This is a genomic window from Mesorhizobium sp. M0898 (genome assembly GCF_040319695.1).
Classification (GTDB): Bacteria; Pseudomonadota; Alphaproteobacteria; order Rhizobiales; family Rhizobiaceae; genus Mesorhizobium.
Window position 1 is genome coordinate 191051 of the sequence record NZ_JAMYOE010000004.1, and the last position, 24953, is coordinate 216003.

Below are 24953 nucleotides of genomic sequence, written 5' to 3' on the forward strand. Positions count from 1 at the left end.
CCGAACTGGCCGATGCCATAACTTGCTCATGCCATAAAGAGATGGAATGCTCCGGCAAATGACCGGGCCGGGGCGGTTCGATTTGCGTTTTCTGTTTGCCTTGCTGCTGATCCTCTCGACGGCCTCCGCTGCAATGGCGGAGCGGCGCGCTGCGCTGGTCATCGCCGAGAACGACTACCGGCTGATCCGGCCGCTCGCCAATCCCGTCAATGACGGCGAGATCATGGAAACTGTGCTGAGGAAGCTCGGTTTCGAGGTCTTCCTCGAAACCAACCGCGACCTGCGGCGCATGCGCCGGGCGCTTGACGATTTCCGCGAGGATGCCAAAGGCGCCGACGTGGCGCTGGTGTTCTTCTCCGGCCACGGCGTCGAGATAGCCGGCGAGAATCGGCTCCTGCCGGTCGATGCAGACGCGTCGTCGCTCGCTACGCTGGAACGGACCAGCCTGCCGCTGGAGGAGATCCGCGCGACCGTCGCCGCCACCAGCAAGGTCGGACTGATCGTGCTCGATGCCTGCCGCAGCGATCCGTTTGCGGCTACGGGCGGCGAAGGCCGCGGCGCAACGGCGCTGGTAAAAGAGGTCAGCGACAAGGTCCGGCCGGGTCTTGGCCGCATCGGGCGGGCAGAAAACATCCTGTTTGCCTTCTCGGCGGCGCCCGGCGAGACCGCCGCGGATGGGACGGACCAGAATTCGCCGTTTACCGCGGCGCTGACGAAATACCTCGGCACCGAAGGTCTCGAGATCCGCTCCGTGCTGACGCTCGTGCAGCAGGAGGTTTACGACCTCTCGCGCGGCAAGCAATTGCCCTATGTCGAGAGCGGCCTGCCGCAGCTGTTCTTTGCCGCCTCGGCCAAGGAGAAATTGCCGGAACGCGAACGCCTGTTGCTGGCCATGGCCGAGGTGACGCCTCAGATGCGCGGCGAAGTGGAGAAGATCGCCAGCGACGCCGACATGCCGCTGGCACCGCTCTATGGCGCGTTGATCAGTTCCGATGCCGGCCACCTCTCCGCGGACAGTCTGAACGCCAGGCTGCGTGAGGCAGCCGACGCCTTCGTCAAGGTGCGGAGCGAAATGCAGACGCTTGGATCCGACGATCTCAGAGTGTCGGCGTTGCGCCGGCAGGCCGAAGAGCAGCTTTCGCTGGGAGCGTTCGATGCGGCGCGGAAAAAGCTCGCCGAGGCAGCCGAGATCGACAGTGTCTCTCGCAACGCTTTGAAGGCCAATTTCGTCAGCCGCACGCTCTCCGAGGCCGCAACGCGCTATTTGTCCGGCGGGGCGGCGCGCGCCGACCTCGACTACGCCACAGCCATCAAGGACTATGAGTCCGTGCTCGCGCTTTATGACGAAGCCGGACAGGTGGTGCTGTCGCTCGACGACGCCGACCGCTTGATCCGCACGCTGGACGAGCTCGGCAAGCTGTATACCACGGTCGGCAATATCGATGCGGCTGGCCGTGCCTTCGAGGCGCTGCAAGCCGATCTCGAGCGGCGGTCGCATCATGAAACCGATCTCAACGTGAAGCGCGACTTCGCCGTCAGCCACGTCAAGCTCGGCAACGTGCGGATGGCGCAAGGCAATCTGCCGTCAGCGCTGCAGAATTATGAGACCGCCAAGACCATTCTGCAGGGCCTGACCGAGGCAGAACCGGACAATCTGGAGTGGTTCGGCGACCTCGCCATGGCCGACGACAAGATCGGCAACGTATTGGCGACGCAAGGCGATCTGGCCGGCGCCGCAGAGGTCTACCAGGAAAGCCTGTCGATCAAGAAACAGCTCGCCGCCGGAGAGCCGGACCGTGCCGAACTGCAGCGCGACCTGACCATCACCTACGATGAGATCGGTCACCTTGCCCATATCGCAGGCCAACTGGACAACGCACAGGCGGCCTATGAAGAGAGCCTGAAGGTGCGGCTGGCGCTGGCGGCGGACAAACCGGGAGACGCCGACCGGCAGCGTGACGTCTCGGTCAGCCACGATACGATAGGCGACCTGCTGCGCGAACGCGGCGACGCCGCCGGGGCGCTGGCGGCCTACAAGGAAGGTCTGGCGATCGTCAAGCAACTGGCGAAACGCGATCCGGACGACACCGAGTTGAAGCGCGACCTGTCGGTCGGCAACGCCAAGATCGGCAATGCGCTGAGCGACCAGCAGAATTGGCCGGCGGCACTTTCGGCTTATCGTGAGGCACTTTCGCAGGCCAGCGTGCTCGCCGCCGGCGACCCGAACAACACCGAATGGCAGCGCGACCTGTCCGTGTGCATCGAGAAAGTCGCCGGCATCCTGGCGATACAGGGCGACCACAAAGGCGCGCTGAAAGCCTATCTGGACAGCTACGCGATTGCGCAGAGGCTGGCCAAGCTCGATCCCGCCAATTCCGACTGGCAGCGGGACTTGTCGATAACGCTGTCCGAAGTCGCCACGCTGCGCCTCAGGCAGCGCGACGTCAGGGGCGCCCGGCAAGCCCTTCAGGACAGCCTGGCCATTCGCGAGAAACTTGCCCGGTCCGATCCGGACAACGCCACCTGGCAGCGCGACCTGGTGGTCGCCTATATCGACTACGCCCAAGTCGCAAAGGACCCGAAGGCTGTGCTTTCCAAGGCGCTCGACATGACGCTCGAGCTCGACCGGAGCGGGCGGTTGGCACCGCGCCACAAGTTCATGATCAAGTTTTTACGTGAGCGGCTGGCCAGGATCGAAGCCAGGCGCCGATAGCCTGCTCACGCGATGGTCATTCCGTTCCGAAATGCCTGCAAACCTTGGAAAAACCGCCTTTTGCGCCTATATCTACGACATTAGGAATGCGCGATTCGAAGCCGATTTTTCGCGCTCTGCACACGGCATCAATCAGACAGGTTTTCATGAGCGACCAGACCGACATCGCCAACGGCGTTGAAGCCGAATACGGCGCCGATTCCATCAAGGTTTTGAAGGGCTTGGATGCCGTTCGCAAGCGGCCGGGCATGTATATCGGCGATACCGACGACGGCTCGGGCCTGCACCACATGGTCTATGAGGTGGTCGACAACGCCATCGACGAAGCACTGGCCGGCCATGCCGACCTGGTGACAGTGACGCTCAATCCGGACGGATCGGTGACGGTCATCGACAATGGCCGCGGCATTCCGACCGATATCCACACCGGCGAAGGCATTTCAGCGGCCGAAGTGATCATGACGCAGCTGCATGCCGGCGGCAAGTTCGACCAGAACTCCTACAAGGTCTCAGGCGGCCTGCACGGCGTCGGCGTGTCGGTCGTCAACGCCCTGTCGGCCTGGCTGAAACTGAAGATCCGCCGCAACGGCCAGATCTACGAGATGAGTTTCACGCATGGCAATGCCGACGCGCCGCTGCGCATCACCGGCAGTTATGAACAAGACAAGGTCCCCGGCACCTATGAAGGGCGCAGCGGCAGCGAAATCACGTTTTTGCCGTCGTCCGAGACTTTCACCATGGTCGAATTCGACTACGGTACGCTGGAGCATCGGCTGCGCGAGCTCGCCTTCCTGAACTCCGGCGTGCGCATCGTTTTGACCGATGCCCGCCATGCCGACATCGTGCGCCATGAACTGCACTACGATGGCGGGCTGGAAGAGTTCGTCCGATATCTCGACCGGACGAAGAAGCCGTTGCTCGACAAGCCGATCTCGATCCGCGCCGAGCGCGACGGCATCACGGTTGAAGTCGCCATGTGGTGGAATGACAGCTACCACGAGAACGTGCTGGCCTTCACCAACAACATCCCGCAACGCGACGGCGGCACGCATCTGGCAGGCTTCCGCGGTGCGCTGACGCGCCAGATAACCGGCTATGGCGACTCCTCGGGCCTGACCAAGAAGGAAAAAGTGGCGCTGATCGGCGATGATTGCCGCGAAGGGCTGACCGCGGTGCTGTCGGTCAAGGTTCCCGACCCGAAATTCTCCTCGCAGACCAAGGACAAGCTGGTGTCGTCCGAGGTCCGCCCGGTGGTCGAAGGGCTTGTCAACGAAGCGCTCGGCACCTGGCTCGAGGAGCACCCGACCGAGGGCAAGGCGGTCATCGAGAAGGTCATCCAGGCCGCTGCCGCGCGCGAAGCCGCGCGCAAGGCACGCGACATCACCCGCAAGAGTTCGCTCGGCGTCACCTCGCTGCCCGGCAAGCTGGCCGATTGCCAGGAGCGCGATCCGGCGAAATCCGAGATCTTTATCGTCGAGGGCGACAGCGCCGGCGGCTCGGCCAAGGGCGGCCGTTCGCGCCAGAACCAGGCCATTCTTCCGCTGCGCGGCAAGATCCTCAATGTCGAGCGCGCCCGCTTCGACCGCATGCTCGGCTCCGACATGATCGGCACGCTGATCACCGCGCTCGGCACCTCGATCGGCAAGGACGAGTTCAACGCCGACAAGCTGCGCTACCACAAGATCATCCTGATGACCGACGCCGATGTCGACGGCGCCCACATCCGCACCTTGCTGCTGACCTTCTTCTTCCGGCAGATGCCGGAACTGATCGAACGCGGGCATCTCTACATCGCGCAGCCGCCGCTCTACAAGGTGACGCGCGGGAAGAGCTCGCAATACATCAAGGACGAAGCCGCCTTCGAGGAATTCCTGATCGGCTCCGGGCTGGAAGAAGCGTCGCTTGCGCTCAGCACAGGCGAGGTGCGGGCTGGACAGGACCTGCGCAGCGCCATCGACGACGCCTTGGCTGTCCGCCAGCTCATCAACGGATTGCACACGCGCTATAACAGAGGCGTGGTCGAGCAGGCAGCGATTGCCGGCGCGCTCAACCCGGAGATCTTCACCGACCTCCGCCGCGCCAACGAAACGGCCGAGCGTGTTGCCCGTCGTCTCGACATTATCGCCGAGGACACCGAGCGCGGCTGGATCGGCCGCATGTCGACCTCGAACGAGGGCATTGGCGGCTATGTCTTCGAGCGAACGGTGCGCAGCGTCAAGGAGTTCGCGCATCTCGACCTGGCATTGATCAATTCCGCCGACGCACGCCAGCTCGACCGCTATGCGCCGCGCCTGGCGGAAATCTACGGCGAGCCGCCGGTGCTGCGCCGCAAGGATGTCTCGGAAACCATTTCGGGGCCGCTGGCACTGCTCAATGCCGTGTTTGCCACCGGCCGCAAGGGCCTGACCATGCAGCGCTACAAGGGCCTTGGCGAAATGAACGCCGAGCAGCTCTGGGAAACGACGCTCGACCCGAATGTGCGCTCGCTGTTACAGGTCAAGGTCAATGACGCGACTGATGCGGACAGCTTGTTTTCACGGCTGATGGGCGACGAGGTCGAGCCAAGGCGCGAATTCATCCAGGAAAACGCGCTGTCGGTTGCCAATCTGGACATCTGAGCCGCCATCCAGATACCCAGCCAGCAGGCATGAAGTGTATTGGTGCGCCTTGGCGCACCAATACGACTGCTGCAACGCAACAAAGATCACCAGGACCGCCGGAACGGAAAGGCTTTCAAGGCATTGTAGTTGATCACAATCGCCGCAGGAGGCATCCATGGGACGTGGCATTTTGCTCTGGCTTCTCGGAGTCCCAATTCCGATCATTATTCTGATCATGCTGTTCGCACGGTAGGGAGGCTTCGATGCAGTCCACCGTAACAGCTGTCGACGTTTCCGCCCCGACGGAATCCGCTTCCACTGCTGTCAGCTGGGGGCCAATCGTCGCCGGCGCCTTTGCTGCGTCAACGCTTACCTTCATCTTGATGCTGCTCGGCTCCGGGCTTGGGCTGAGCATGGTGTCGCCATGGTCCGGCTCGGGTGCGTCAGTCACCACTTTCGCCGTTTCCACCGCCGTCTGGCTGATCGTCGTGCAGTGGCTGTCGTCGGCCCTGGGTGGCTACCTCGCCGGACGCCTGCGCACCAAATGGGTCGGCATCCACACCGATGAAGTCTTCTTCCGCGATACCGCTCACGGCTTCCTGGCCTGGGCGCTGGCGACGCTGCTCGTCGCCGGCGTGCTCGGCACGGCGCTTTCGGCCGCGATAGGTACCGGTGTCCAGGCTGCTTCGACTGTGGCATCGGGCGCGGCAATGGGCGCTTCGGCAGGTGCTGCTGCAAACGCGGGTAGCGCCTCGACCGACAACGCCACATGGTATTTCGTCGATACGCTGTTCCGCCCGGCCGATCCGGCAAGGCTCGCTGCCGCCAACCCGGAGAGCGACGCCGCGGCAACGGCGCAGGCATCGCGCATTCTAGTCGCGAGTGCCGCAGCAGGCGAAATATCGGCCGACGACAAGACCTATCTGTCGCGGCTGGTGGCCGCCCGCACAGGCCTGTCCGAAGCGGATGCCACCGCTCGCGTCGATACGGTAATCGCCAGAGCGCAGGACGCCAAGGTCAAGGCCCAGCAGGCGGCCGACACCGCCAGAAAGGCAGGCGCCACCTTCTCGCTGATTGGCGCGCTGTCGCTGGTCGTCGGGGCCTTCATTGCCAGCGCGGCTGCAGCACTTGGCGGCAGGCAGCGCGACGACGAGGAAGCGATTTTCCTGACCAATCGTTGATCGGTGACTAAGCGAACTCGGTCCGCTTCGGGAAGATTACGCCCGAAGGGGACCTTGCTTTGAACTGCCGCCGCGCATTGCTTGCCGCCTACAGCTCAGCTTCCAGTTTGCGGCCGAGATCGACCGCATCGCGCAGCACGGCAAGGTGCGAGCGCGGCTGTACGCCGGCCAGCGCGTCGACCTCGACGCCGCTCGCCGTCAGCGACCAGTAGAGCCTGTGCGTGAAGACGCGGCCGCCCGAGCCGCGCAGCTCGACCTGGATGTTTTCCACGCCGGGACCAAAATTTTCCGTCATCCGCCCTGAAATCGGGTCGCCGGTCAGCCAGCCATTGCCCCTGTCGAAAATATTGGTCCAGCGTGTCGCGGCAAACACCGCGCCATGATGCACTGCCCGCTGCGGCTTGCCGGAATGGCTGCGCCCTTCCTGGTAGAGCATGGTCCCGCCCGCCGCTCTGTCGGCGATCGGCGGGCATGCTGAAAACAGGCGCTCGGCGATGCCGCGCCTGAATTCGGCGAGGTTGTAGGTCACCAGAAACTCGCTGTGGGTCAGCGGACTGCCGAGCGTGACGAAATCGCTGATCTTCCACGGCAGCGGATGATCGGCGTCGCCGACGCGAAGCTGCCGGTAGAGCTCCCATTGGCTGCGCCGGAATGCGGGGAGGTCATCGAGGCTGTCGGGCCAAGCGGAGGCATCGGCGGCGAGCGTCGCCTTGTCGACGGCGTGGATCGCCTTCAGCCTCGCTTTGTCGCGAATGGCTTCCAACTTTCTAGGCCTGAAATCGGCCCACAATATCTGCAAGAGATCATAGGCGATGATCGACCCGAGGCTGTGCGAGACCAGCACGATGCGGTCATAGGCATCGTCCATCATGAGACGCTTCAGCAGCTTGAGGCCACGCTCGCGGACCAGCGCCCGCTTCTCGACCGTTGCCGCTTCGGCGCGCACATAGGCGGCGACGTCGCCGAAATAAGGCAAGCCAAACTGGTCCACCGACCAGATGACGAACGACGCCAGAACCGTGACAAGCACACCGGTCGTCCAGGAGATGTAGCCTTGCCAGGTCGACGTTGCGAGCGCCAGCGCCGCGCCGAGGACGACGATGGTGGCCAAAAGCGTGACGACATAGAGTTTGAGCACATCGCGCGGAATATCGGCCGGCTTGCGCCAGAGCAGGGTCGTCACCCAGGCAGCAAGGCGGCTTCGGGTCGTGCCCTGGGTGATGTCGGCCCAGTAAAGCTCGTAGAAATCGGTGCGGCGGCCATCGACATCATAGGGCGTGGTGATCCGGCGGAGTTCGTGCGAATTGGTCCGACTGTCGGGCGTGATCCAGCTCTGGTTGATCTTCGCACCCATCGGGTCGGCCGGATCGGGGATATGGGCATAGAACGGTGCACGGGCCGGATCGTGGCTCCATACGGCCTGGACAAACTCCCTCAACGTGTCCATGGGACGCTGCTCGCCCATGCCGTGCACGACCACTACCGCCTGGCTGCGCTTGCGTGGCGCCTTCTCTGCTGCGGTCAGATCGGCGGCCGGCAATGCAGCAGAACCAGGGTCGGGCACCAGCACCTCCACGATGACGCCGTTAGCAAGACGACGGGTCGGCATCGTAGCTTCAGAACCGGTAGCAGCCAAGAAAAAGCCCGGTGCGGAGCCGGGCTGTATTCGACGATCGGCAGTGAGTTGGCAGCGACGCCGTTTCAGTGATCTATCGCTTTGACGATCTCCTCGGTCATCTTCTTGGCGTCGCCGAGCAGCATCATGGTGCCGTCCTTGTAGAACAGCGTGTTGTCGATGCCGGCATAGCCGGAGCCGAGCGAGCGCTTGACGAACAGGCAGGTGCGGGCCTTGTCGACATCGAGGATCGGCATGCCGTAGATCGGTGACGACTTGTCGTCACGGGCCGAGGGATTGGTGACGTCGTTGGCGCCGATGACATAGGCGACGTCGGCCTGCGCGAACTCAGAGTTGACGTCCTCCAGCTCGAACACTTCGTCATAAGGCACGTTGGCTTCGGCCAAGAGCACGTTCATGTGGCCGGGCATGCGGCCGGCAACCGGGTGGATGGCGTATTTGACGTCGACGCCGTTGGCCTTGAGCTTGTCGGCCATCTCGCGCAGCGCGTGCTGCGCCTGGGCGACGGCCATGCCGTAGCCCGGCACGATGATGACCTTTTGCGCATTCATCATCAGATAGGCGGCGTCCTCGGCCGAGCCCTGCTTGACCGTGCGCTCGATGCCGTCGTTGGCAATGGCTGATGTCTCGCCGCCGAAGCCGCCGAGGATGACCGAGATGAAGCTCCGGTTCATGCCTTTGCACATGATGTAAGACAGGATGGCGCCCGACGAGCCGACCAGCGCGCCGGTGATGATCAGCGCCAGATTGCCGAGCGTGAAGCCCAGGGCGGCCGCGGCCCAGCCCGAATAGGAATTCAGCATCGACACGACCACCGGCATATCGGCGCCACCGATCGGGATGATGAGAAGCACACCCAGCGCCAGCGAGGCGGCAACGATCAGCCAGAACACCACCTTGGACTCGGTGGTGACGAGCAGCACGATCAGCACGATCAGCGCAATGCCCAGGGCCGCGTTGATGAAGTGGCGGCCACCGATCATGATCGGCTTGCCCGACATGCGGCCGTCAAGCTTCAAGAAGGCGATGACCGAGCCGGTGAAGGTGATGGCACCTATGGCAACGCCGAGGCTCATCTCGATCAGTGCCTGGGCATGAATATCGGCGACGGTGCCGATGCCGAAGCTTTCCGGTGCATAGATGGCGGCGGCCGCCACCATGACCGCGGCAAGACCGACCAGCGAGTGGAAGGCGGCGACCAGCTGCGGCATCGAGGTCATGGCAATGCGCCGTGCCGTGACCGCACCGGCCGAGCCGCCTATCAGCAGCCCGAGCACTATGAGGCCGAAGCGCCCGGCCGAAGGGGTCGCCAGCGCCAGCGTCGTGGCGATGGCGATGCCCATGCCGATCATACCGTACATGTTGCCCTGGCGGCTGGTGGTCGGATGCGACAGGCCGCGCAATGCGAGGATGAACAGGATGCCGGAGACCAGATAGAGAAAGGAGGCGAAGTTGGCGTTCATAGCGGCCTACTTTTCCTTCTTCTTGTACATGGCCAGCATGCGCTGGGTGACGAGGAAGCCGCCGAAGATGTTGACCGATACCAGCATCAGAGCAACGAAGCCGAAGCCGGTGGCAAGCCCTGAGGCCGAGATGCCGACGGCCAGCAGCGCGCCGACGACGATGACCGAGGAAATGGCGTTGGTGACCGCCATCAGCGGCGTGTGCAGTGCCGGCGTGACGGACCACACGACGTAGTAGCCGACGAAGATCGCCAGGACAAAGATGGCGAAGCGAAAGACGAAGGGATCGATGGCACCGCCGGACAGCGCGTGAGCGGCGTCACCCGCCGCCTCGGTGCCGGGCGCGGCCGCCAGGTTCTGCACCGCGAGCCGCACGGCAGCTGTCGCCTGGTCGAGCTGGTCGAGGGCTTTCTGCAGGGTCTGGTCCATCACGCGATCCCTCCGGTGGTCTTGGGCTTCCTCGAAGCGGCCGTTTTCTTCGCAGCCGGCTTCGCCGAAGCCTCGGCAACCATCGTCCTGGCCGGAATGGCCGGTGGCTCGACATATTGGCCCTTTGGCGGCTCCTGCTCAGCCTTTGCGAAAGCCGGATGCACGATCTTGCCAGCATCGGTCAGCATCGTCGCCTTGACCAGTTCGTCATCGTGATTGATGGCAAGCGTCTTCGCCGCCTTGTCGACCAGCGTCTCGAGGAAGGCATAGAGGTTCCTGGCATAGAGAAGCGAAGCGGAGGCGGCGACGCGACCGGGAACATTGAGATGGCCGACGATCTTTACCCCGTTGGCGGTGGTCACCACCTTGCCGGCTTCGGCGCCCTCGACATTGCCGCCGCGCTCGACCGCGAGGTCGACGATCACAGAGCCGGGTTTCATCGAGGCGACCATCGCCGCCGAGACCAGCTTCGGCGCCGGACGGCCGGGGATCAGCGCCGTGGTGATGACGATGTCCTGCTTGGCGATGTGCTCGGCGGTCAGCGCCGCCTGCTTGGCCTGGTATTCCTTCGACATTTCCTTGGCGTAGCCGCCGGCCGTCTCGGCCGCCTTGAACTCCTCGTCCTCGACGGCCAGGAATTTTGCGCCGAGCGAGGCGACCTGCTCCTTGGCGGCCGGGCGCACGTCGGTGGCGGTGACCACGGCGCCGAGGCGGCGCGCGGTGGCGATGGCCTGCAGACCGGCGACGCCGACGCCCATGACGAACGCCTTCGCTGCCGGTACGGTGCCGGCCGCCGTCATCATCATCGGTAACGCCCGGTCATATTCGGCAGCCGCGTCGATCACCGCCTGATAGCCGGCGAGGTTGGCCTGGCTGGATAGAACGTCCATCGACTGGGCGCGGGTGATGCGCGGCATGAACTCCATGGAGAAGGCAGTAACACCGGCCCTGGCAAGGGCTGCGACGGCAGCGTCGTTGCCGTAGGGATCCATGATCGCGATGACAGCGGCGCCGGACTTATAGCCCTTCAGCTCGGCGTCCGTGGGGCGGCGCACCTTCAGCACCACATCGGCCCTGGCTGCATCGCCGGCCTTGCCGATCGCGGCGCCCACCCGGGCGAACTCCTCGTCGGGAATGCGCGACGCTGTGCCGGCGCCGGTTTCGACAATCACGTCGAAACCCAGTGCCGCCAGCCGCTTCACCGTGTCGGGGGAGGCCCCGACGCGCGGCTCGTTTGCGTCGAGCTCACGAGGGATGAAAACCGTCTGTCCCACCGCATGATCCTTTCGGCCGGAACCCTGTTACCGCAAGACATCGACCGACCCCGGCGGCGCCTTCGACAAAGGTTGGAGGAGTTATCGGAGAATAAAGGCGCCGATGGCCAGGATCAGCACGAATAGGATAGTCCCCGAGAAGAAGCCGCCCACAAAGAAGCCGAACGCCATGGCAAGAAGCACGGCGGCGCAAAATAGCGACCCATATTTGGCCAGCATCACAAAGCCGGCATAGGTGCGGTCGTGCTCGGCATAGTCCATCTTCGCGCCTAGTTCGACAGGACCGGTCGGCGTGTGTTCAGCCATTGGAATACCCCTTCGAAGACATCTTTCAGGCACATAGCGAAAAGCCGCGTTAAGGGCAATGGCGCTATTGCCGCATCGCCGCAGCCAACAATCTCAAGTAAAACTTGAAATCGCTGCGCGGAGCGCGGCGATACCAATCACAATGGATGGCAGGTCCGCTATTGCCGATGCCGTTAGCCGGCGAGATGCGGGAACAGCCCGAGCAGGCCGACAACGATCAGATAAAGGGCGACGATATAATTGAGCAGCCGCGGCATCACCAGGATCAGCACGCCTGCGATCAGGGCGATGAGCGGGGTGAGGGCGAGCGTGGAAATGGTCATGTCGGTTCCTTTGATCGGATGGCTATCGAAGCGATGCTTGGTGGATGCCGGCCATGCCGACCTACCACCAGCACCCTTGCCCAGAACGCCGAAGCGACCGGAAGGCTCCATGGGCTCGTTCAGGCGGCTTCGCGAAAATACTTGGCGGTGGGCAGGATGGTCAGCGGGGCGAGTTCGCCGGCACCGGGCGTATCGAACAACATGCGCTGCTCCATTGGCGTCGAACGGAAGAACGGAAAGCGAGCGTAGGTTTCATTCTTGATCGCCAGGACATCGGCTTGATAAAGCAGCGCGAAACAGTTGATCACGCCGGCATAGGGCCGCGCATCGCCAATCGGTCGCGCCCGATAGATGCGCTTGTAGAAAGCCGCATGGTCCTCGCGGATCATGGATATGCAATAAGGCGCGCCGAAATGGAAGCAAGCCATGCCCGCAAGGCGCAGCGTCACATACGGGATCTGCGGGTAAAGCCGTGACCATTCGGCGTCCACGGCAAAACGGCTCGGGTCGATAAAGACTTCGCCGGCCGCCAGACGCGGCATCAACAAGTCCTTGTAGACGCTGAGCGCTGGTGATGTGGCGTTATCAGCAGACACGTTATGCAGGCGCATTGTGCTGACCAGCCGCCCCTCGATATAGATTCCGAACGTATGGCAATTGGGCAGTTCGTCAAACTCGTCATGGACCTGACGAGACGCATTCTCGGGCACCAGATCGTTCATCCGATAGGAATTGTAGCGCAGCCTGTAAATGTTTTCGAAGTCCTCGCCGCTTTCACAGCGTCGGTACTCCGTCCGGTCAAGCAGCGCATAAACATGTTGCGCGAAGCTGGACATGGTCTCGGACGCATCTTTCCCACCAGCGCCCGCCGCATGGCCGAGCGAACTCAACTGGGCACACATGAACTCTATTCCCCGCGATTACCGCCACCAGCCGACACTACGGACGGGTCATGAGATGTAAAGATGAAAATAAGTAGGAGCTCGTTTACCGCTCGTTAAGGTTAACAATTAATAAAATTATACTAAAATACGCGGGTTTTCAGCGCGAAGTCAGCGCCGCGGCGCCTTCCTTGCCGTCTGGATGTCCTTGGCAAAGGGCCAGACGGTGCTCGACATCGTCTCGATGCCGGACGCGCTGAGTGCCGACCCGAACAGAAAGCCCTGGACCAGGTCCGGCTTGACCTGCAATGCCAGGATCTTGAGCTGTTCGAAGGTCTCGACACCTTCGACGGTAACCGAAAGTCCCAGCGGCCGTGACAGGTTGACGATGCCCTTGAGCAATTCGAGCGACCGGCTGTTCTGAGTGACATCCATCAGGAACGAGCGGTCGATCTTGATTTTGTCGAGCGGCAGTTTGTGGAGATAGCTGAGGCTCGAATACCCGGTACCGAAATCGTCGAGCGCAATGCGCACGCCGAGCCGCTTCAACTCCTCGATATATTGGCGTGTCAGCGACTTGTCGTCGAGCAGCGCCGTCTCGGTGACCTCAATCTCCAGACGTCCGGCGGAGAGACCGGATTCAGCCAGCGCGTCGCGAACCTTCTGGATGACATCACGGTTGCGGAAATCCTTGGCCGAGAGATTGACCGACACGCTGGTCTGGGCCGGCCATTTGGCGCATTCCGTGCAGGCCGCATGCAGGACGAAGGTGCTGATGTCGGAAATAATCCCCATTTCCTCCGCCAGCGGAATAAAGATACCGGGGGAAATCGGCCCGAGATCGGGATGATCCCAGCGGCACAGCGCTTCGCAACTGGCGATACGCATCGTGCTCATCGCGACGATCGGCTGATAGACCACCCGCAATTCGTTGTTTTCCACGGCGCTGCGCAGGTCCGCCTTCATCAGCTGACGGCTGCGGAAGGCAGCATCCATGGAGGCCTCGAACAGCCGCCAACCGTTCTTGCCAAGCTCCTTGGCCTTGTAGAGTGCAAGGTCGGCTTTGACGATCATGGCGTCAACGTCGGTATCCTTGACCCGCGACAGCACCGCGCCGCCGGAGGCCTGGATGCGTAATCCGTGGCCGGCGACATCGACCTCGCCCTGTAGATTGACAAAGATCTCGTCAACCTGGCCGGTCAGGTGGCTTTCATCCTCGATGCGCTCGAAGAAGATCATGAACTCGTCGCCGCCGAAGCGGCTGACGGTGATGCCTGGCCCAGCGACTGCCGCCAGCCGCTCGGCAACGGCGTAGATCAATCCGTCGCCGACCGGATGGCCGAGCGTGTCGTTGACGCTCTTGAAATCATCGAGATCGAGCACCACCAGCCCGCAGAGACGCTCGGGATCCCCTGAGGCCATGGCTTCCACCACCAACTCGTGGAAGTAGGCGCGGTTGGGCAGGCCGGTGAGACTGTCGTAGCGCGCCATGAAGCGGATCTTGTCTTCCGCCTCGACCCGGGCGGTCACATCCTCGAAAGTGACGACGCCCAGTTCCTGGCTGCCTTCGCGCGCCGAAAATTCATAGTGCTGGCCGTTGGTGAGCGAGACCAGGACCTTGCGGTCGCGGCCCTCGCGCAACGCACGCGTCAGCTGGGCTTCGATGTAACGGCAATCTTTCGGCGCCAGCATGCCGCCTGCAGCGCCGCGCATCAGCAGACCGTGGATCGAGCGGCCTAGCAGCGCATCGGCCGATTTGAGCGACATCAGGTGCGCGGCTTCGGCATTGGCCACCGCCACCCGGCCGTCGGGACCAAGCATGACAAGGCCATGCGACATGGTGTTGAGCGCGCGGTTGAAACGCTGCGCGATGCGGTTCGCCTTCTTTTCCTCCGACAGGGCGGTAAACAGGACTTCGCGGACGATGTCGGCGAACCGTTTGATCGCAAACAGAAAAGGGGCCGACATCAGACCGAGGATGATGTGGTAGATATCGCCGCGCAGGATAAAGCCAAGCGATATGGGCCATGTGGTGGTTATGATAAAAATCATGACCATCCGCGGCGACCCATAATTGCGGCCGGCAATCGACGTGACCGATGCCAGAGTGACGCAGACAGAGGCTATTTCGGCATAGTTGTCGTGGCTGTCATTTGCCAGATAGATACTGACGAAACAGAACGCGCCAAGCATGAAACCATGCATCGAACCGAAAATTATGTAATCGTTTTCGCGATCATGGGCTTCTTCCCACGTCGTCGGGGAAGGAAGTCGCCCGTATTTTCGGATGTTGCGAAGGCGCAGAGTACCGACAATGATGAGCCCAGCGGCAACTAGAAGATACGCCAAGTCCATGGTCTTCCAATAGACCAGAATGACGAGGAGTGTCTGCGCAACAAGGCCGATCGACAGCGTGAACCCGTCGCGAAACAGCGTTTCCACGAACGGAATGTAAACGTCGACCGGAATCTCGTTTTTTCGTCTCAGATTCACGCCTGGATCCCAACCCTGGGGAACCCAGCAGTGTCACATTGGCCTTAAGAAAGGTTTAGAGCGGCGTTTCGAGCCCTGCCAACATCCATTGGTGACGCGGCGGAAGCAGGGAAACTACCGTTCAGGTAAACAAGGCGTATCACAGCGCTGAATTATTCGGCGGCTTGAAGTTGCGGCCGCAGCGGCGCCGTCGAGAGGCGGTCGAGCAGACGCTGGCGTTCGCCGGCGGCTTTTTCGGCACTGGCCTGCTTGACGTGGCCAAAGCCGCGGATGAGCGCCGGTACCGAAACAAGCGCGGCAGCAACCTCGATCTTGCCCGGCGCCAGCGCGCCGGCGACAAGTTCCAGGTCGGCTTCATAGAGGGCAAGAAGCTGCCGCTCCATACGCCTCTCGGCGCTGTAGCCGAACAGGTCGAAAACGGTGCCGCGCAGGCCCTTCATTGCCGCCAGCAGGCGGAACGCGTTCATCATCCACGGGCCAAAGCTCGATTTCTTCGGCTTCCCGTCACTGCCGCGCCTGCCCATGATCGGCGGTGCGAGATGGAATTCAAGCTTGCCGTAGCTCTGGAACTGCTTTGCGAGCTCTGCGGCAAAGGAGCCGTCCGTATAAAGCCGCGCCACCTCGTATTCGTCCTTGATCGCCATCAGCTTGAACAGGTTCTTTGCGGCAGCCTCGGTCACCACGGTCGACCCGGGCACAGCATTGGTTTCGGCCTTGCGCAGCGCCGCCAGTCTGTCGGCATAGCGCTTGCCATAGGCGGCGTTCTGGTAGGCGGTCAGGAAGCCGACGCGGCGAGCAATGATATCGTCCAGCGTCTCGGCAATGGCGGCATGCTGCGTGGCCTTGCCCGGCTGGGCGAGAAGGCTGCGGACGAAATCCGGCTGGTCGGCGGCGCGGCGGCCCCAGCGAAATGCCGCGACATTCATCGCTACCGCCTCGCCGTTGAGCTCGATCGCCTTCTCGACCGCCTCCGTCGACAGCGGCAAGCCGCCATGCTGGAAGGCGAATCCGAGCATGAACATGTTGGCACCAAGCGAGCTGCCGAACAGGGCAGTGGCGGTGCGGGTAGCGTCGAAGAAATGCGTCCTGTCGTCGCCCGCGGCCGTTCTTATCGCCTTCTTCAGCCGCTCGACGGGCAGCGAGAAATCGGCCGAACGGGCGAACTCGCCCGGCATGATCTCGGCAGTGTTGGCGAGGAAGATGGTATGGCCTTCGCGCACCGCGGCCAACACCTTCTTGGCACCTGAAACGACGAGATCGCAGCCGAGCACGAGATCGGCCTTGCCGGCCGATACCCGAATGGCGTGGATGTCGTCCGGCGTGCGGGCGATGCGGACATGGGTGAACACCGAGCCGCCCTTCTGGGCGAGGCCGGCCATGTCGATCATGCCGCAGCCCTTGCCTTCCAGGTGCGCGGCCATACCCAGCACCGCGCCTATGGTGACGACGCCGGTGCCGCCGACACCGTCGATGATCGCCGCCCAGCCTTGTTCACCGAGCGCAAATTGCGCCGGCGCCGGCACCCCCGCGAGCGGGTCGGCCGCGCCGGCTATGCCTTCGGCTTTCCTGATTTTGGCGCCGTGAACGGTGACGAAGGAGGGGCAGAAACCGTTGACGCAAGAGAAGTCCTTGTTGCAGCTCGACTGGTCGATCTTGCGCTTGCGGCCGAATTCGGTCTCGACCGGCTGGATCGAGACGCAATTCGACTGCACGCCGCAATCGCCGCAGCCTTCGCAGACCAGCTCGTTGATGAAGATACGCTTGTCCGGATCGGGGAAGGTGCCGCGCTTGCGGCGGCGACGCTTCTCGGCGGCGCAGGTCTGGTCGTAGAGCAGCACCGAGACGCCTTTGACCGAACGCAACTCGCGCTGGACGAGATCGAGGTCGTCGCGGTGATGGATGGTGGCGCCGGCGGGAAATTCCACCTTGCCGGTATATTTGTCCGGCTCGTCGGTGACGATGGCGATGCGCTCCACGCCCTCGGCGCGCACCTGCCTTGCGATCATGTCTACCGTCAGGCCGCCCTCGTGCGGCTGCCCACCGGTCATCGCGACGGCGTCATTGTAGAGGATCTTGTAGGTGATGTTGGCGTCGGTCGACAGCGCGAAGCGTATCGCCAGCACACCCGAGTGGTTGTAAGTGCCATCGCCCAGATTCTGGAAGATGTGCTCGCGCTTCGAGAACGGCGCCTGGCCGACCCACTGCGCGCCCTCGCCGCCCATGGCGGTGAAGCCGACGGTGTTGCGGTCCATCCACAGCGCCATGAAATGACAGCCGATTCCGGCGGCGGCGAGCGAGCCGTCCGGCACCTTGGTCGAGGAATTGTGTGGGCAGCCGGAGCAGAAGAAGGGCGTGCGCGAGGCGATGTCTGACGTGTCGGCCAGCATCGCCTGGAACTGGCGCAATTTCGCAACCCGCGCGGCGATTTCTTCCGACGGGCCGATCGTTCGCAAAATCCTCTCGCCGAGCGCGATGGCAATATCGTTGGGGTCGAGCGCGCCCTTGGCCGGGAACAGCCAGTCGCCGGTCTCGTCCTTCTTGCCGACGATGACCGGCTGCGTCGCGGTGCCGTAAAGGTTCTCGCGCAGTTGCACCTCGATCAGCGAGCGTTTCTCCTCGACGACGACGATGGTATCGAGGCCGCGAGCAAAGTCGGCGATGTGTTGCAGGTCGAGCGGCCACGGGCAGCCGACCTTGAACAGCCTGATACCGATACGACTGGCGGCCGCTTCGTCGACGCCGATATCCTCCAGCGCCTGGCGAACATCGAGATAACTCTTGCCGATGGTGACGATGCCAAGCTTGGCGCTGGTGCCGCCCGAATAGACGATCCGATTCAGCCCATTGGCGTGGATGAACGCAGAAGCGGCGGCGCGCTTGTATTCATGCAACCGCTCCTCCTGGCCGAGCATGTCGATCTCGTTACGGATGTTGAGGCCGCCGGGCGGCATGTCGAAGTCCGGAATGACGATATCTAGCCGGTCAAGCGCGGCATCGACCGAGGCTGTCGATTCGATGTTGTCCTTGACGCATTTGATCGCCGCCCAGGTGCCGGCAAAACGCGACATGGCAAAGCCGTAAAGGCCGTAGTCGATGATCTCCTGGACGCCGGCCGGATTAAGGATCGGCACCATGGTGTCGACGAACAGGAACTCGGTGGCATGCGCGTTGGTCGAGGATTCGGCCATGTGGTCGTCGCCCATCAGAGCCAGCACGCCGCCATGTTTCGACGACCCGGCGAGATTGGCGTGGCGGAACACGTCGCCGGAGCGGTCGACGCCCGGACCCTTGCCGTACCAGACCGAAAAAACGCCGTCATGGGTACCCTCGCCCAGCAATTCGGCCTGCTGCGAGCCCCAGCAGGCGGTGGCGGCGAGCTCCTCGTTGAGACCGGGCTGGAAGACGATGTCCGACTGCGCGAGCTGGTTCCTGGCCTTCCACAGCTGCATGTCGAGGCCGCCGAGCGGCGAGCCGCGATAGCCGGAGACGAAACCGGCGGTGTTCAGGCCAGCCCGGCGGTCGCGCTCGCGCTGCATCAGAAGCATGCGGATGACTGCCTGGGCACCCGACAGGAAGATGCGCTCCTTTGCCAGGTCGAACTTGTCGTCGAGCGCGACATTGTGCAGCGTCATCAGGCATTTCCTGTGCGGAGGCCGCGCGCCTGGAGGTGCGCGGCCAACGTCGGAGTCGAGTGCCCACAGTCTTTCTTCCCTTGCCGGGGAGGTCAAACAAAATCGAAGGTGCCAGGCGGTCCGCAACAAACGATCCGTGCGCGGCCGTGTGGCGCCACGAAACGCCTGTCGGGGAGGATGGCCGAGCATGAAAAATTCCGGCGGCGGTCAGTGCCGCTGGTGAGGCATCATGCAGCCTTTGGGCAACTGGGCTTCGGTTCACCGGGCAGCTTGCCGTCGACATGGCCGGCCAGGTCCTTGTTGAGCTCGTAGACTGGCCCGACCACCAGAGGCCGGTCGGGCAGGACCGACTGGTCGAGTGAGGACGTCAGAGTGGTCGCGAAACTCTGCAGCAACTTGCCGCTGGAATCCTCGATGCGGATCGACACCGCATAGGGCTTGTCCTTGACAACGCAGGTAAGCGGCGGGCTGGTGAGCGTCACATGCGGCAGCTTCGGCCATATTTTCTGGGTGACGATGATCGGATCACCGCCGGCCGGGTTCTGGAAGGAGACCACAGCGACCTGCCCCTCACCCACCGGCCGCAGCGGATTGAGAGTGATGACATAGGTGGCGATACCCAGCCGGTAGTTGAACTCGAACAGCTTCCCGGAAATGGCGAACAACTGGTCCTTGCCGGAATCACGGCAGGCGCCGAGCGCGGCCGCCGCGAACAACGCCGCGACGACAATCATCGCGCGTGAGAATCTTCTAGACATTGGTGACCTCCCTGGCCGCGGTCCGGCGGCGATAGTGTCGGTTTGCCTTCTGGCGGTTGCCGCACACCGCCATGTCGCACCAGAGGCGGCTGGAATTCCGGCTTTTGTCGACAAACAGCCAGCTGCAGTTCGGACATATCCTCAGCCTGGCAATGGTGTCGCTACGCAGCAGCGACAACGCCGAGACCGCAAGCGCGGCCTCGAAGGCAATCGGCGTCGCCGGATCACCGAACGGTTTTCCAGGCGTGCCGATTTCGGTGCGGCTATGAGCGAGGCCATCGGCGCAGGCTTCCAAGAATTTCGGCATATCGCCGGTCGCGATCGCACCTTTCGATACCGCGCCGCGAAACAGCCGATCGGTCGTCTCCCGGATCGACAGCACCACCGGTGCGATCTTTTCAGGCGCCGGCGCTACGAGCCGCCTGCCACCGAGCTCGGCGGCGCGAAAGGCACTCGCGGCTTCGGCAAAGCGGGCGATCTCGGCCGGATCGTCGAAACGGTCGAAAGTTTTCTCCGGATCGTTCCGCAAAACGACGGTGTTCGCCGTATCGAGCGCCAGCATGCCACCGGTAAAGCGGTGCGGAGTCCAGGATACTGTCATATGGCGAATCTAACTGATAACTTGCGTTTGACAAGTTAGATTCCGGGTGCAACGCTCGTCACTGAGGCGATCGCCGTACTGAGAATATCGTTCGTCCCAAACCTCTGCCCCGATTGCGGGGCATGCATAGAGGGTCTTGCATGCTCTATTTCTTCCAGCAGGTTCTGAACGGGCTGCATTCGGGCGCGCTCTACGCATTGCTTGCATTCGGCTACGTGCTGACCAACGGCATCCTGCACCGTACCAATCTTGCCTATGGCGCGCTGTTCGCCTTTTGCGGGCATACGATGATCCTCACTGCGGCGTTCGGCTATCAGGCCCTGTGGTTAACGCTGTTTGCATCGGTCGCGCTCGGCGTAGCTGCGGCATTCCTTTATGCGGCGCTGCTCAGCCATGTCCTGTCGCGAAGTATCTTCGAACCGCTGGCCGACCGCTCGCCCAACGCCATCGTGGTGACGACGCTCGGCATATTGCTGGTCTTGTCGGAAGCCAGCCGCATCGCCGCCGATACCCATGACCTATGGTTGCCGCCAATGCTGGCCCAGACCATCGTCTTCGCGCAGAATGCCAGCTTCAAGGCGACGTTGACGCTGATCCAATTGCTCGATTGCGCCGCCGTACTGGCGGCCATAGCGCTGGCTGCCTGGGGCTTCGCATATTCGAGCTTCGGCCGGAGCTGGCGCGCCGTATCCGACGATCCCAAGGCGGCTGCGATGTGCGGCGTCGATGTTCGTGCGGTGTTTCGGCACGCGGTGCTTTTCGGCGGCCTTTGCGCGGCACTGGCCGGCGTGCTCGCCGCCTTCTACTACGGTAACATCAGCTTCGGCACAGGGTTGGTCTACGGGTTGAAGATCCTGTTCGTGACCGCAGTGGGCGGCTATCTCTCGCCTTTGCGGGCGGCACTGGGTGCCGCCGCTTTCGGCATGGCCGAATCGCTATGGGCCGGCTATTTCCCGCTCGAATGGCGGGACGGCTGGATGTACCTGTTCCTCGTCGCCATGCTTGTGCTGATCGGCGCCGGCCGCGACCAACAGAAGATCGCCTGAGCCGCACCCGACTTTGCTTGGATGAAAGCGCCGCATGTCCTTGGACATGCAAAGGACGCGGCAGCATTTTGCCGCCCGTCATCTCCACAACTGTGTTTATGCGGGCTATCCCGTGTTGACCCGCCGGACCACGCACTGCATACCGTTGGTCCACAGCGACGCGACGGACAGGGAACCGCCGCGCTCTGACACAAGGGAGGAATGCATGGCAGGGCTTCTCGCTCTTTCCAGAACCATTGACCGTTTGAACGAATTCATCGGCAAATGGGTTTCGTGGCTGATCCTGCTGGCGATCCTGGTAAGCGCCGCAAACGCCGTCATCCGCAAGGTGTTCGACATGTCCTCGAACGCCTGGCTGGAATTGCAATGGTATCTGTTCGGCGCCGCCTTCATGCTGGCCGCCGCCTACACGCTGAAGCAGAACGACCATATCCGCATCGATATCGTCTACGGCATGTTCTCGCGCCGCGTGCAGCACTGGATCGACCTTTTCGGTCACGTCTTCTTCCTGATGCCGTTCGTGACGTTGATGGTGGTCTATTTCGTTCCCTATGTGTCGCTGTCGTATCGCAGCGGGGAGATGTCGAACAATTCCGGCGGGCTGATCATCTGGCCGGCGAAGGCGATCCTGCTGGTCGGCTTTTTTCTGCTCGCACTGCAGGGCATTTCCGAAATCATCAAGAAAATCGCCATCATGCGCGGTCAGATGGACGATCCCACTCCGTTCATATCGGCGCATGAGCAGGCCGAACTCGAAGCCAAGGCGCTCGCCGAAGAGGTGCGCTCGTGATCGAGTTCATCGCCCAGAACATGGCGCCGATCATGTTCGCCTCGCTGGTCGTCTTCCTGCTGATCGGCTATCCCGTCGCCTTCTCGCTCGCCGCCAACGGCCTGATGTTCTTCTTCATCGGCGTGCTTCTGTCGCCCTATTCGGGCGGCTCGATCAATCTCGCCTGGCCGTTGCTGCACGCGTTGCCGGATAATTTCTATGGCAGTCGGGTGATGTCGAACGATACGCTGCTGGCGATCCCGTTCTTCACCTTCATGGGCATCGTGCTCGAACGATCCGGCATGGCCGAAGACCTGCTCGACACGATCGGCCAGTTGTTCGGACCGGTCCGTGGTGGCCTCGCCTATGCCGTGATTTTCGTCGGGGCGCTGCTCGCCGCGACGACCGGCGTGGTGGCGGCCTCCGTCATTGCCATGGGTCTGATTTCGCTGCCGATCATGCTGCGCTACGGCTACGACCGGCGGCTGGCATCCGGCGTCATTGCCGCGTCCGGGACGCTCGCCCAGATCATCCCGCCGTCACTGGTGCTGATCGTCCTGGCCGACCAGCTCGGCCGCTCGGTCGGCGATATGTATAAGGGAGCGCTGATCCCCGGGCTCATTTTGACCGGCATCTACATGCTCTACATCCTGCTCATGTCGATCTTCCGGCCGAAGTCGATGCCGGCCCTGCCGCTGGAGGCCCGCACGCTCGGCCACGGCGTGCTGTCGCTGCTGGCAGCGCTGCTGGCGGCGGTGGTGGTTTCCTATGCGGCGTATCGCTACCTTGCGCCGAACCACGGCGGCAACGCCGATATCCTCGGCGCCACCATCGGCGTCATCTTCATCTATGTCGTCGCGATCGTCGACCAGCGCCTGAAGATCAACCTGATGTCCAGACTGGCACAGCAGGTGATCATCGTGCTGATCCCGCCGCTGGCGCTGATCTTCCTGGTGCTGGGCACCATCTTCCTTGGCATCGCCACGCCGACGGAAGGCGGCGCCATGGGCGCCGTCGGCGCGCTGGCAATGGCGGCGATGAAGGGGCGGCTGTCGCTCGACGTGGTCAAGCAGGCGCTGGCTTCTACGACCAGGCTGTCGTCCTTCGTTCTGTTCATCCTGATCGGCGCGCGGGTGTTCTCGCTGACCTTCTACGGCGTCAATGGCCACATCTGGGTCGAGCACCTGTTGACGTCGCTGCCGGGCGGTGAAGTCGGTTTCCTGATTGGCGTCAACATCCTCGTCTTCGTGCTCGCCTTCTTCCTCGACTTTTTCGAGCTTGCCTTCATCATCGTGCCGCTTTTGGCGCCAGCGGCTGACAAACTCGGCATCGACCTGATCTGGTTTGGCGTGCTTTTGGGCGTCAACATGCAGACCTCCTTCATGCATCCGCCCTTCGGCTTCGCGCTGTTTTATCTGCGCTCGGTCGCCGCGCGCGTGCCCTATCTCGACCGACTCACCGGCAAGCAGATCGCGCCGGTCACCACAGGGCAGATCTATTGGGGCGCAGTGCCCTTCGTCTGCATCCAGGTGATCATGATCGGCCTGACCATCGCCTTCCCGCAGATGGTGATGCACTACAAAGGCACTGTCGTCGATCCTGGCACCATCAACTACCAGGTGCCGGAAACGCCTGGCATCGGCTTGTCGCCGCTTGGCACGCCGCCGGCCAACGGCGGCACTGCCCCGGCCTCACCTTCCACACCCGATTTGTCGCAGCCGCCGAGCTTCGACGAAAAGCCGCCCGCGAAACCGGCGGCGCCGGCAATCGATTTGTCGCAACCACCGAGTTTCAATTGAGGAAGGCCCGGCAGCCATGAAGGCGGTTCGGTTGGAGCGAGTGGGCAGCCTCGCCGCGTGCGAGGTCGAGAAACCGACCGCCGGGCCGAACGATCTGCTGGTGCGCATCGAGGCGTGCGGCGTCTGTGGCACCGACAGGCATCTTTCCCATGGTGAATTCCCGTGCACGCCGCCGGTGACGCTCGGGCATGAATTCTCCGGCATCGTCGAGGCGGTCGGACCTGCCGTATCCGGCTTTTCCGTCGGCGACCGCGTCACCGGCGATCCCAACATTGCCTGTGGCCGATGCGAGCATTGTCAGGCCGGCCGGGTCAATCTCTGCGGCAATCTACGCGCCATCGGCATCCATCGCGATGGCGGCTTTGCCGAATATCTTGTCCTGCCACAGAAACAGGCCTTCGTCTTGCCAGGCGATCTGAAGCCTACGCATGGTGCTTTCTGCGAGCCGCTCGGCTGCTGCCTGCATCGCGTGGACCTTGCCGCGATCAAACCAGGCTCGTCGGTCGCGGTGCTCGGCGGCGGCGTGATCGGCCTGCTCACCGTTCAACTGGCAAAGCTCGCCGGTGCGACGACCATTATCTTGTCGACCCGTCAGGCCTCGCGGCGGGCTCTTGCCGAGCAATTTGGCGCAACGGCGACGCTCGATCCCAGCGCCTTCGATGTCATCGATGCGATCGTCGGCCGGTCGGGTTTGATGCCGGGCGGCGTCGACGTGGTGTTCGAATGCGCCGGCGTGAAAGACACTGTTGAGCAGGCGATGCGGCTGGCCAAAGCGGGCGGCACCGTCGTCGTCGTCGGCGTGATGCCGCAAGGCATGAAAGTGGCGTTCGAACCGTTCGATCTGCTGTTCCGTGAGTTGAAGGTCCTGGGTTCCTTCCTCAACCCCTTTACCCATCGCCGGGCCGCCAATCTTATCGCCTCGGGGACGATCGAAGTAGATCGGCTGATATCACGACAGGTCAGCCTCGACGAGGCGGTGGCGATCATTGCCAACCCGCCGGCGCCAGGCGAGGTCAAGGTCGTGGTGGTGCCCGACTGATCGCAAATGA

18 protein-coding genes are annotated in these 24953 nt (G+C 62.8%); 7 read left to right on the forward strand and 11 right to left on the reverse strand.

Features of this window, described 5'->3' with window-relative positions:
• Positions 1 to 46: 46 nt before the first annotated feature.
• The 3 genes from NKH90_RS08185 to NKH90_RS08195 all read left to right on the forward strand — a co-directional run bounded on the left by NKH90_RS08185 (position 47) and on the right by NKH90_RS08195 (position 6494).
• Positions 47 to 2713, forward strand: a complete 2667-nt coding sequence (locus NKH90_RS08185) for a caspase family protein (RefSeq protein ID WP_352818638.1) — start codon at positions 47 to 49, stop codon at positions 2711 to 2713.
• Positions 2714 to 2859: 146 nt separating this feature from the next.
• Positions 2860 to 5331, forward strand: a complete 2472-nt coding sequence (gene gyrB / locus NKH90_RS08190) for a DNA topoisomerase (ATP-hydrolyzing) subunit B (protein ID WP_352453677.1) — start codon at positions 2860 to 2862, stop codon at positions 5329 to 5331.
• A 245-nt stretch (positions 5332 to 5576) separates the two neighbouring features.
• On the forward strand, positions 5577 to 6494 hold the full coding sequence (locus NKH90_RS08195) for a hypothetical protein (RefSeq protein ID WP_352454725.1): 918 nt from the start codon (positions 5577 to 5579) through the stop codon (positions 6492 to 6494).
• 88 nt (positions 6495 to 6582) lie between these two features.
• Here NKH90_RS08195 and NKH90_RS08200 read toward each other — a convergent pair whose 3' ends face one another.
• From NKH90_RS08200 to NKH90_RS08250, 11 genes are all read right to left on the reverse strand, one after another.
• Positions 6583 to 8103, reverse strand: a complete 1521-nt coding sequence (locus NKH90_RS08200; RefSeq protein WP_352818641.1) for a hypothetical protein — start codon at positions 8101 to 8103, stop codon at positions 6583 to 6585.
• A gap of 92 nt (positions 8104 to 8195) precedes the next feature.
• Entirely contained in the window at positions 8196 to 9593 is a 1398-nt protein-coding gene (locus tag NKH90_RS08205; RefSeq protein WP_352469888.1) for an NAD(P)(+) transhydrogenase (Re/Si-specific) subunit beta, read from the reverse strand.
• A gap of 6 nt (positions 9594 to 9599) precedes the next feature.
• Positions 9600 to 10022 (reverse strand): NAD(P) transhydrogenase subunit alpha part 2, encoded by a 423-nt coding sequence (locus NKH90_RS08210; RefSeq protein ID WP_036238371.1) that lies wholly within the window; start codon positions 10020 to 10022, stop codon positions 9600 to 9602.
• Positions 10022 to 11296: a Re/Si-specific NAD(P)(+) transhydrogenase subunit alpha gene (locus NKH90_RS08215; RefSeq protein WP_352767303.1), complete on the reverse strand. Its 1275-nt coding sequence runs from the start codon at positions 11294 to 11296 to the stop codon at positions 10022 to 10024. Before NKH90_RS08215 ends, NKH90_RS08210 begins: the two co-directional genes overlap by 1 nt.
• A gap of 81 nt (positions 11297 to 11377) precedes the next feature.
• Positions 11378 to 11602: an aa3-type cytochrome c oxidase subunit IV gene (locus NKH90_RS08220; RefSeq protein WP_023676259.1), complete on the reverse strand. Its 225-nt coding sequence runs from the start codon at positions 11600 to 11602 to the stop codon at positions 11378 to 11380.
• Positions 11603 to 11775: 173 nt separating this feature from the next.
• Positions 11776 to 11925: a DUF3096 domain-containing protein gene (locus tag NKH90_RS08225; RefSeq protein ID WP_352469885.1), complete on the reverse strand. Its 150-nt coding sequence runs from the start codon at positions 11923 to 11925 to the stop codon at positions 11776 to 11778.
• A 119-nt stretch (positions 11926 to 12044) separates the two neighbouring features.
• A complete protein-coding gene (locus NKH90_RS08230; RefSeq protein ID WP_352469883.1) occupies positions 12045 to 12827 on the reverse strand; it encodes an N-acyl amino acid synthase FeeM domain-containing protein in 783 nt (260 codons plus the stop codon).
• A 150-nt stretch (positions 12828 to 12977) separates the two neighbouring features.
• On the reverse strand, positions 12978 to 15299 hold the full coding sequence (locus NKH90_RS08235; RefSeq protein ID WP_352452207.1) for a putative bifunctional diguanylate cyclase/phosphodiesterase: 2322 nt from the start codon (positions 15297 to 15299) through the stop codon (positions 12978 to 12980).
• A 152-nt stretch (positions 15300 to 15451) separates the two neighbouring features.
• A complete protein-coding gene (locus tag NKH90_RS08240) occupies positions 15452 to 18931 on the reverse strand; it encodes an indolepyruvate ferredoxin oxidoreductase family protein (protein ID WP_352818646.1) in 3480 nt (1159 codons plus the stop codon).
• A 227-nt stretch (positions 18932 to 19158) separates the two neighbouring features.
• Positions 19159 to 19689, reverse strand: coding sequence for a hypothetical protein (locus NKH90_RS08245; RefSeq protein WP_352452209.1), 531 nt, complete (start codon positions 19687 to 19689; stop codon positions 19159 to 19161).
• Positions 19682 to 20290 carry a CGNR zinc finger domain-containing protein gene (locus tag NKH90_RS08250; protein ID WP_352469881.1) on the reverse strand — a complete coding sequence of 203 codons (609 nt, stop codon included), beginning with the start codon at positions 20288 to 20290 and terminating at the stop codon, positions 19682 to 19684. Before NKH90_RS08250 ends, NKH90_RS08245 begins: the two co-directional genes overlap by 8 nt.
• Before the next feature lie 140 nt (positions 20291 to 20430).
• Here NKH90_RS08250 and NKH90_RS08255 point away from each other — a divergent pair, with 140 nt between their 5' ends.
• The 4 genes from NKH90_RS08255 (at position 20431) to NKH90_RS08270 (ending at position 24943) form a co-directional block, all read left to right on the forward strand.
• Positions 20431 to 21336, forward strand: coding sequence for a branched-chain amino acid ABC transporter permease (locus NKH90_RS08255; RefSeq protein ID WP_352469880.1), 906 nt, complete (start codon positions 20431 to 20433; stop codon positions 21334 to 21336).
• Positions 21337 to 21541: 205 nt separating this feature from the next.
• Positions 21542 to 22126 (forward strand): TRAP transporter small permease subunit, encoded by a 585-nt coding sequence (locus NKH90_RS08260; RefSeq protein WP_352452211.1) that lies wholly within the window; start codon positions 21542 to 21544, stop codon positions 22124 to 22126.
• A complete protein-coding gene (locus tag NKH90_RS08265) occupies positions 22126 to 23904 on the forward strand; it encodes a TRAP transporter large permease (RefSeq protein ID WP_352568565.1) in 1779 nt (592 codons plus the stop codon). Before NKH90_RS08260 ends, NKH90_RS08265 begins: the two co-directional genes overlap by 1 nt.
• 16 nt (positions 23905 to 23920) lie before the next feature.
• Positions 23921 to 24943: a zinc-dependent alcohol dehydrogenase family protein gene (locus tag NKH90_RS08270; RefSeq protein ID WP_352818649.1), complete on the forward strand. Its 1023-nt coding sequence runs from the start codon at positions 23921 to 23923 to the stop codon at positions 24941 to 24943.
• Positions 24944 to 24953 lie beyond the last annotated feature (10 nt).

Excerpts from the sequence above, each read along its gene's own strand:
- NKH90_RS08185 (WP_352818638.1), top strand. The coding sequence starts at position 47 with ATGCTCCGGCAAATGACCGGGCCGGGGCGGTTCGATTTGCGTTTTCTG.
- NKH90_RS08210 (WP_036238371.1), bottom strand. The coding sequence starts at position 10,022 with ATGGACCAGACCCTGCAGAAAGCCCTCGACCAGCTCGACCAGGCGACA.
- NKH90_RS08195 (WP_352454725.1), top strand. The coding sequence starts at position 5,577 with ATGCAGTCCACCGTAACAGCTGTCGACGTTTCCGCCCCGACGGAATCC.
- NKH90_RS08255 (WP_352469880.1), top strand. The coding sequence starts at position 20,431 with ATGCTCTATTTCTTCCAGCAGGTTCTGAACGGGCTGCATTCGGGCGCG.
- NKH90_RS08200 (WP_352818641.1), bottom strand. The coding sequence starts at position 8,103 with ATGCCGACCCGTCGTCTTGCTAACGGCGTCATCGTGGAGGTGCTGGTG.
- NKH90_RS08220 (WP_023676259.1), bottom strand. The coding sequence starts at position 11,602 with ATGGCTGAACACACGCCGACCGGTCCTGTCGAACTAGGCGCGAAGATG.
- NKH90_RS08205 (WP_352469888.1), bottom strand. The coding sequence starts at position 9,593 with ATGAACGCCAACTTCGCCTCCTTTCTCTATCTGGTCTCCGGCATCCTG.
- NKH90_RS08260 (WP_352452211.1), top strand. The coding sequence starts at position 21,542 with ATGGCAGGGCTTCTCGCTCTTTCCAGAACCATTGACCGTTTGAACGAA.
- gyrB (WP_352453677.1), top strand. The coding sequence starts at position 2,860 with ATGAGCGACCAGACCGACATCGCCAACGGCGTTGAAGCCGAATACGGC.
- NKH90_RS08250 (WP_352469881.1), bottom strand. The coding sequence starts at position 20,290 with ATGACAGTATCCTGGACTCCGCACCGCTTTACCGGTGGCATGCTGGCG.
- NKH90_RS08240 (WP_352818646.1), bottom strand. The coding sequence starts at position 18,931 with ATGACGCTGCACAATGTCGCGCTCGACGACAAGTTCGACCTGGCAAAG.
- NKH90_RS08225 (WP_352469885.1), bottom strand. The coding sequence starts at position 11,925 with ATGACCATTTCCACGCTCGCCCTCACCCCGCTCATCGCCCTGATCGCA.
- NKH90_RS08245 (WP_352452209.1), bottom strand. The coding sequence starts at position 19,689 with ATGTCTAGAAGATTCTCACGCGCGATGATTGTCGTCGCGGCGTTGTTC.
- NKH90_RS08270 (WP_352818649.1), top strand. The coding sequence starts at position 23,921 with ATGAAGGCGGTTCGGTTGGAGCGAGTGGGCAGCCTCGCCGCGTGCGAG.
- NKH90_RS08230 (WP_352469883.1), bottom strand. The coding sequence starts at position 12,827 with ATGTGTGCCCAGTTGAGTTCGCTCGGCCATGCGGCGGGCGCTGGTGGG.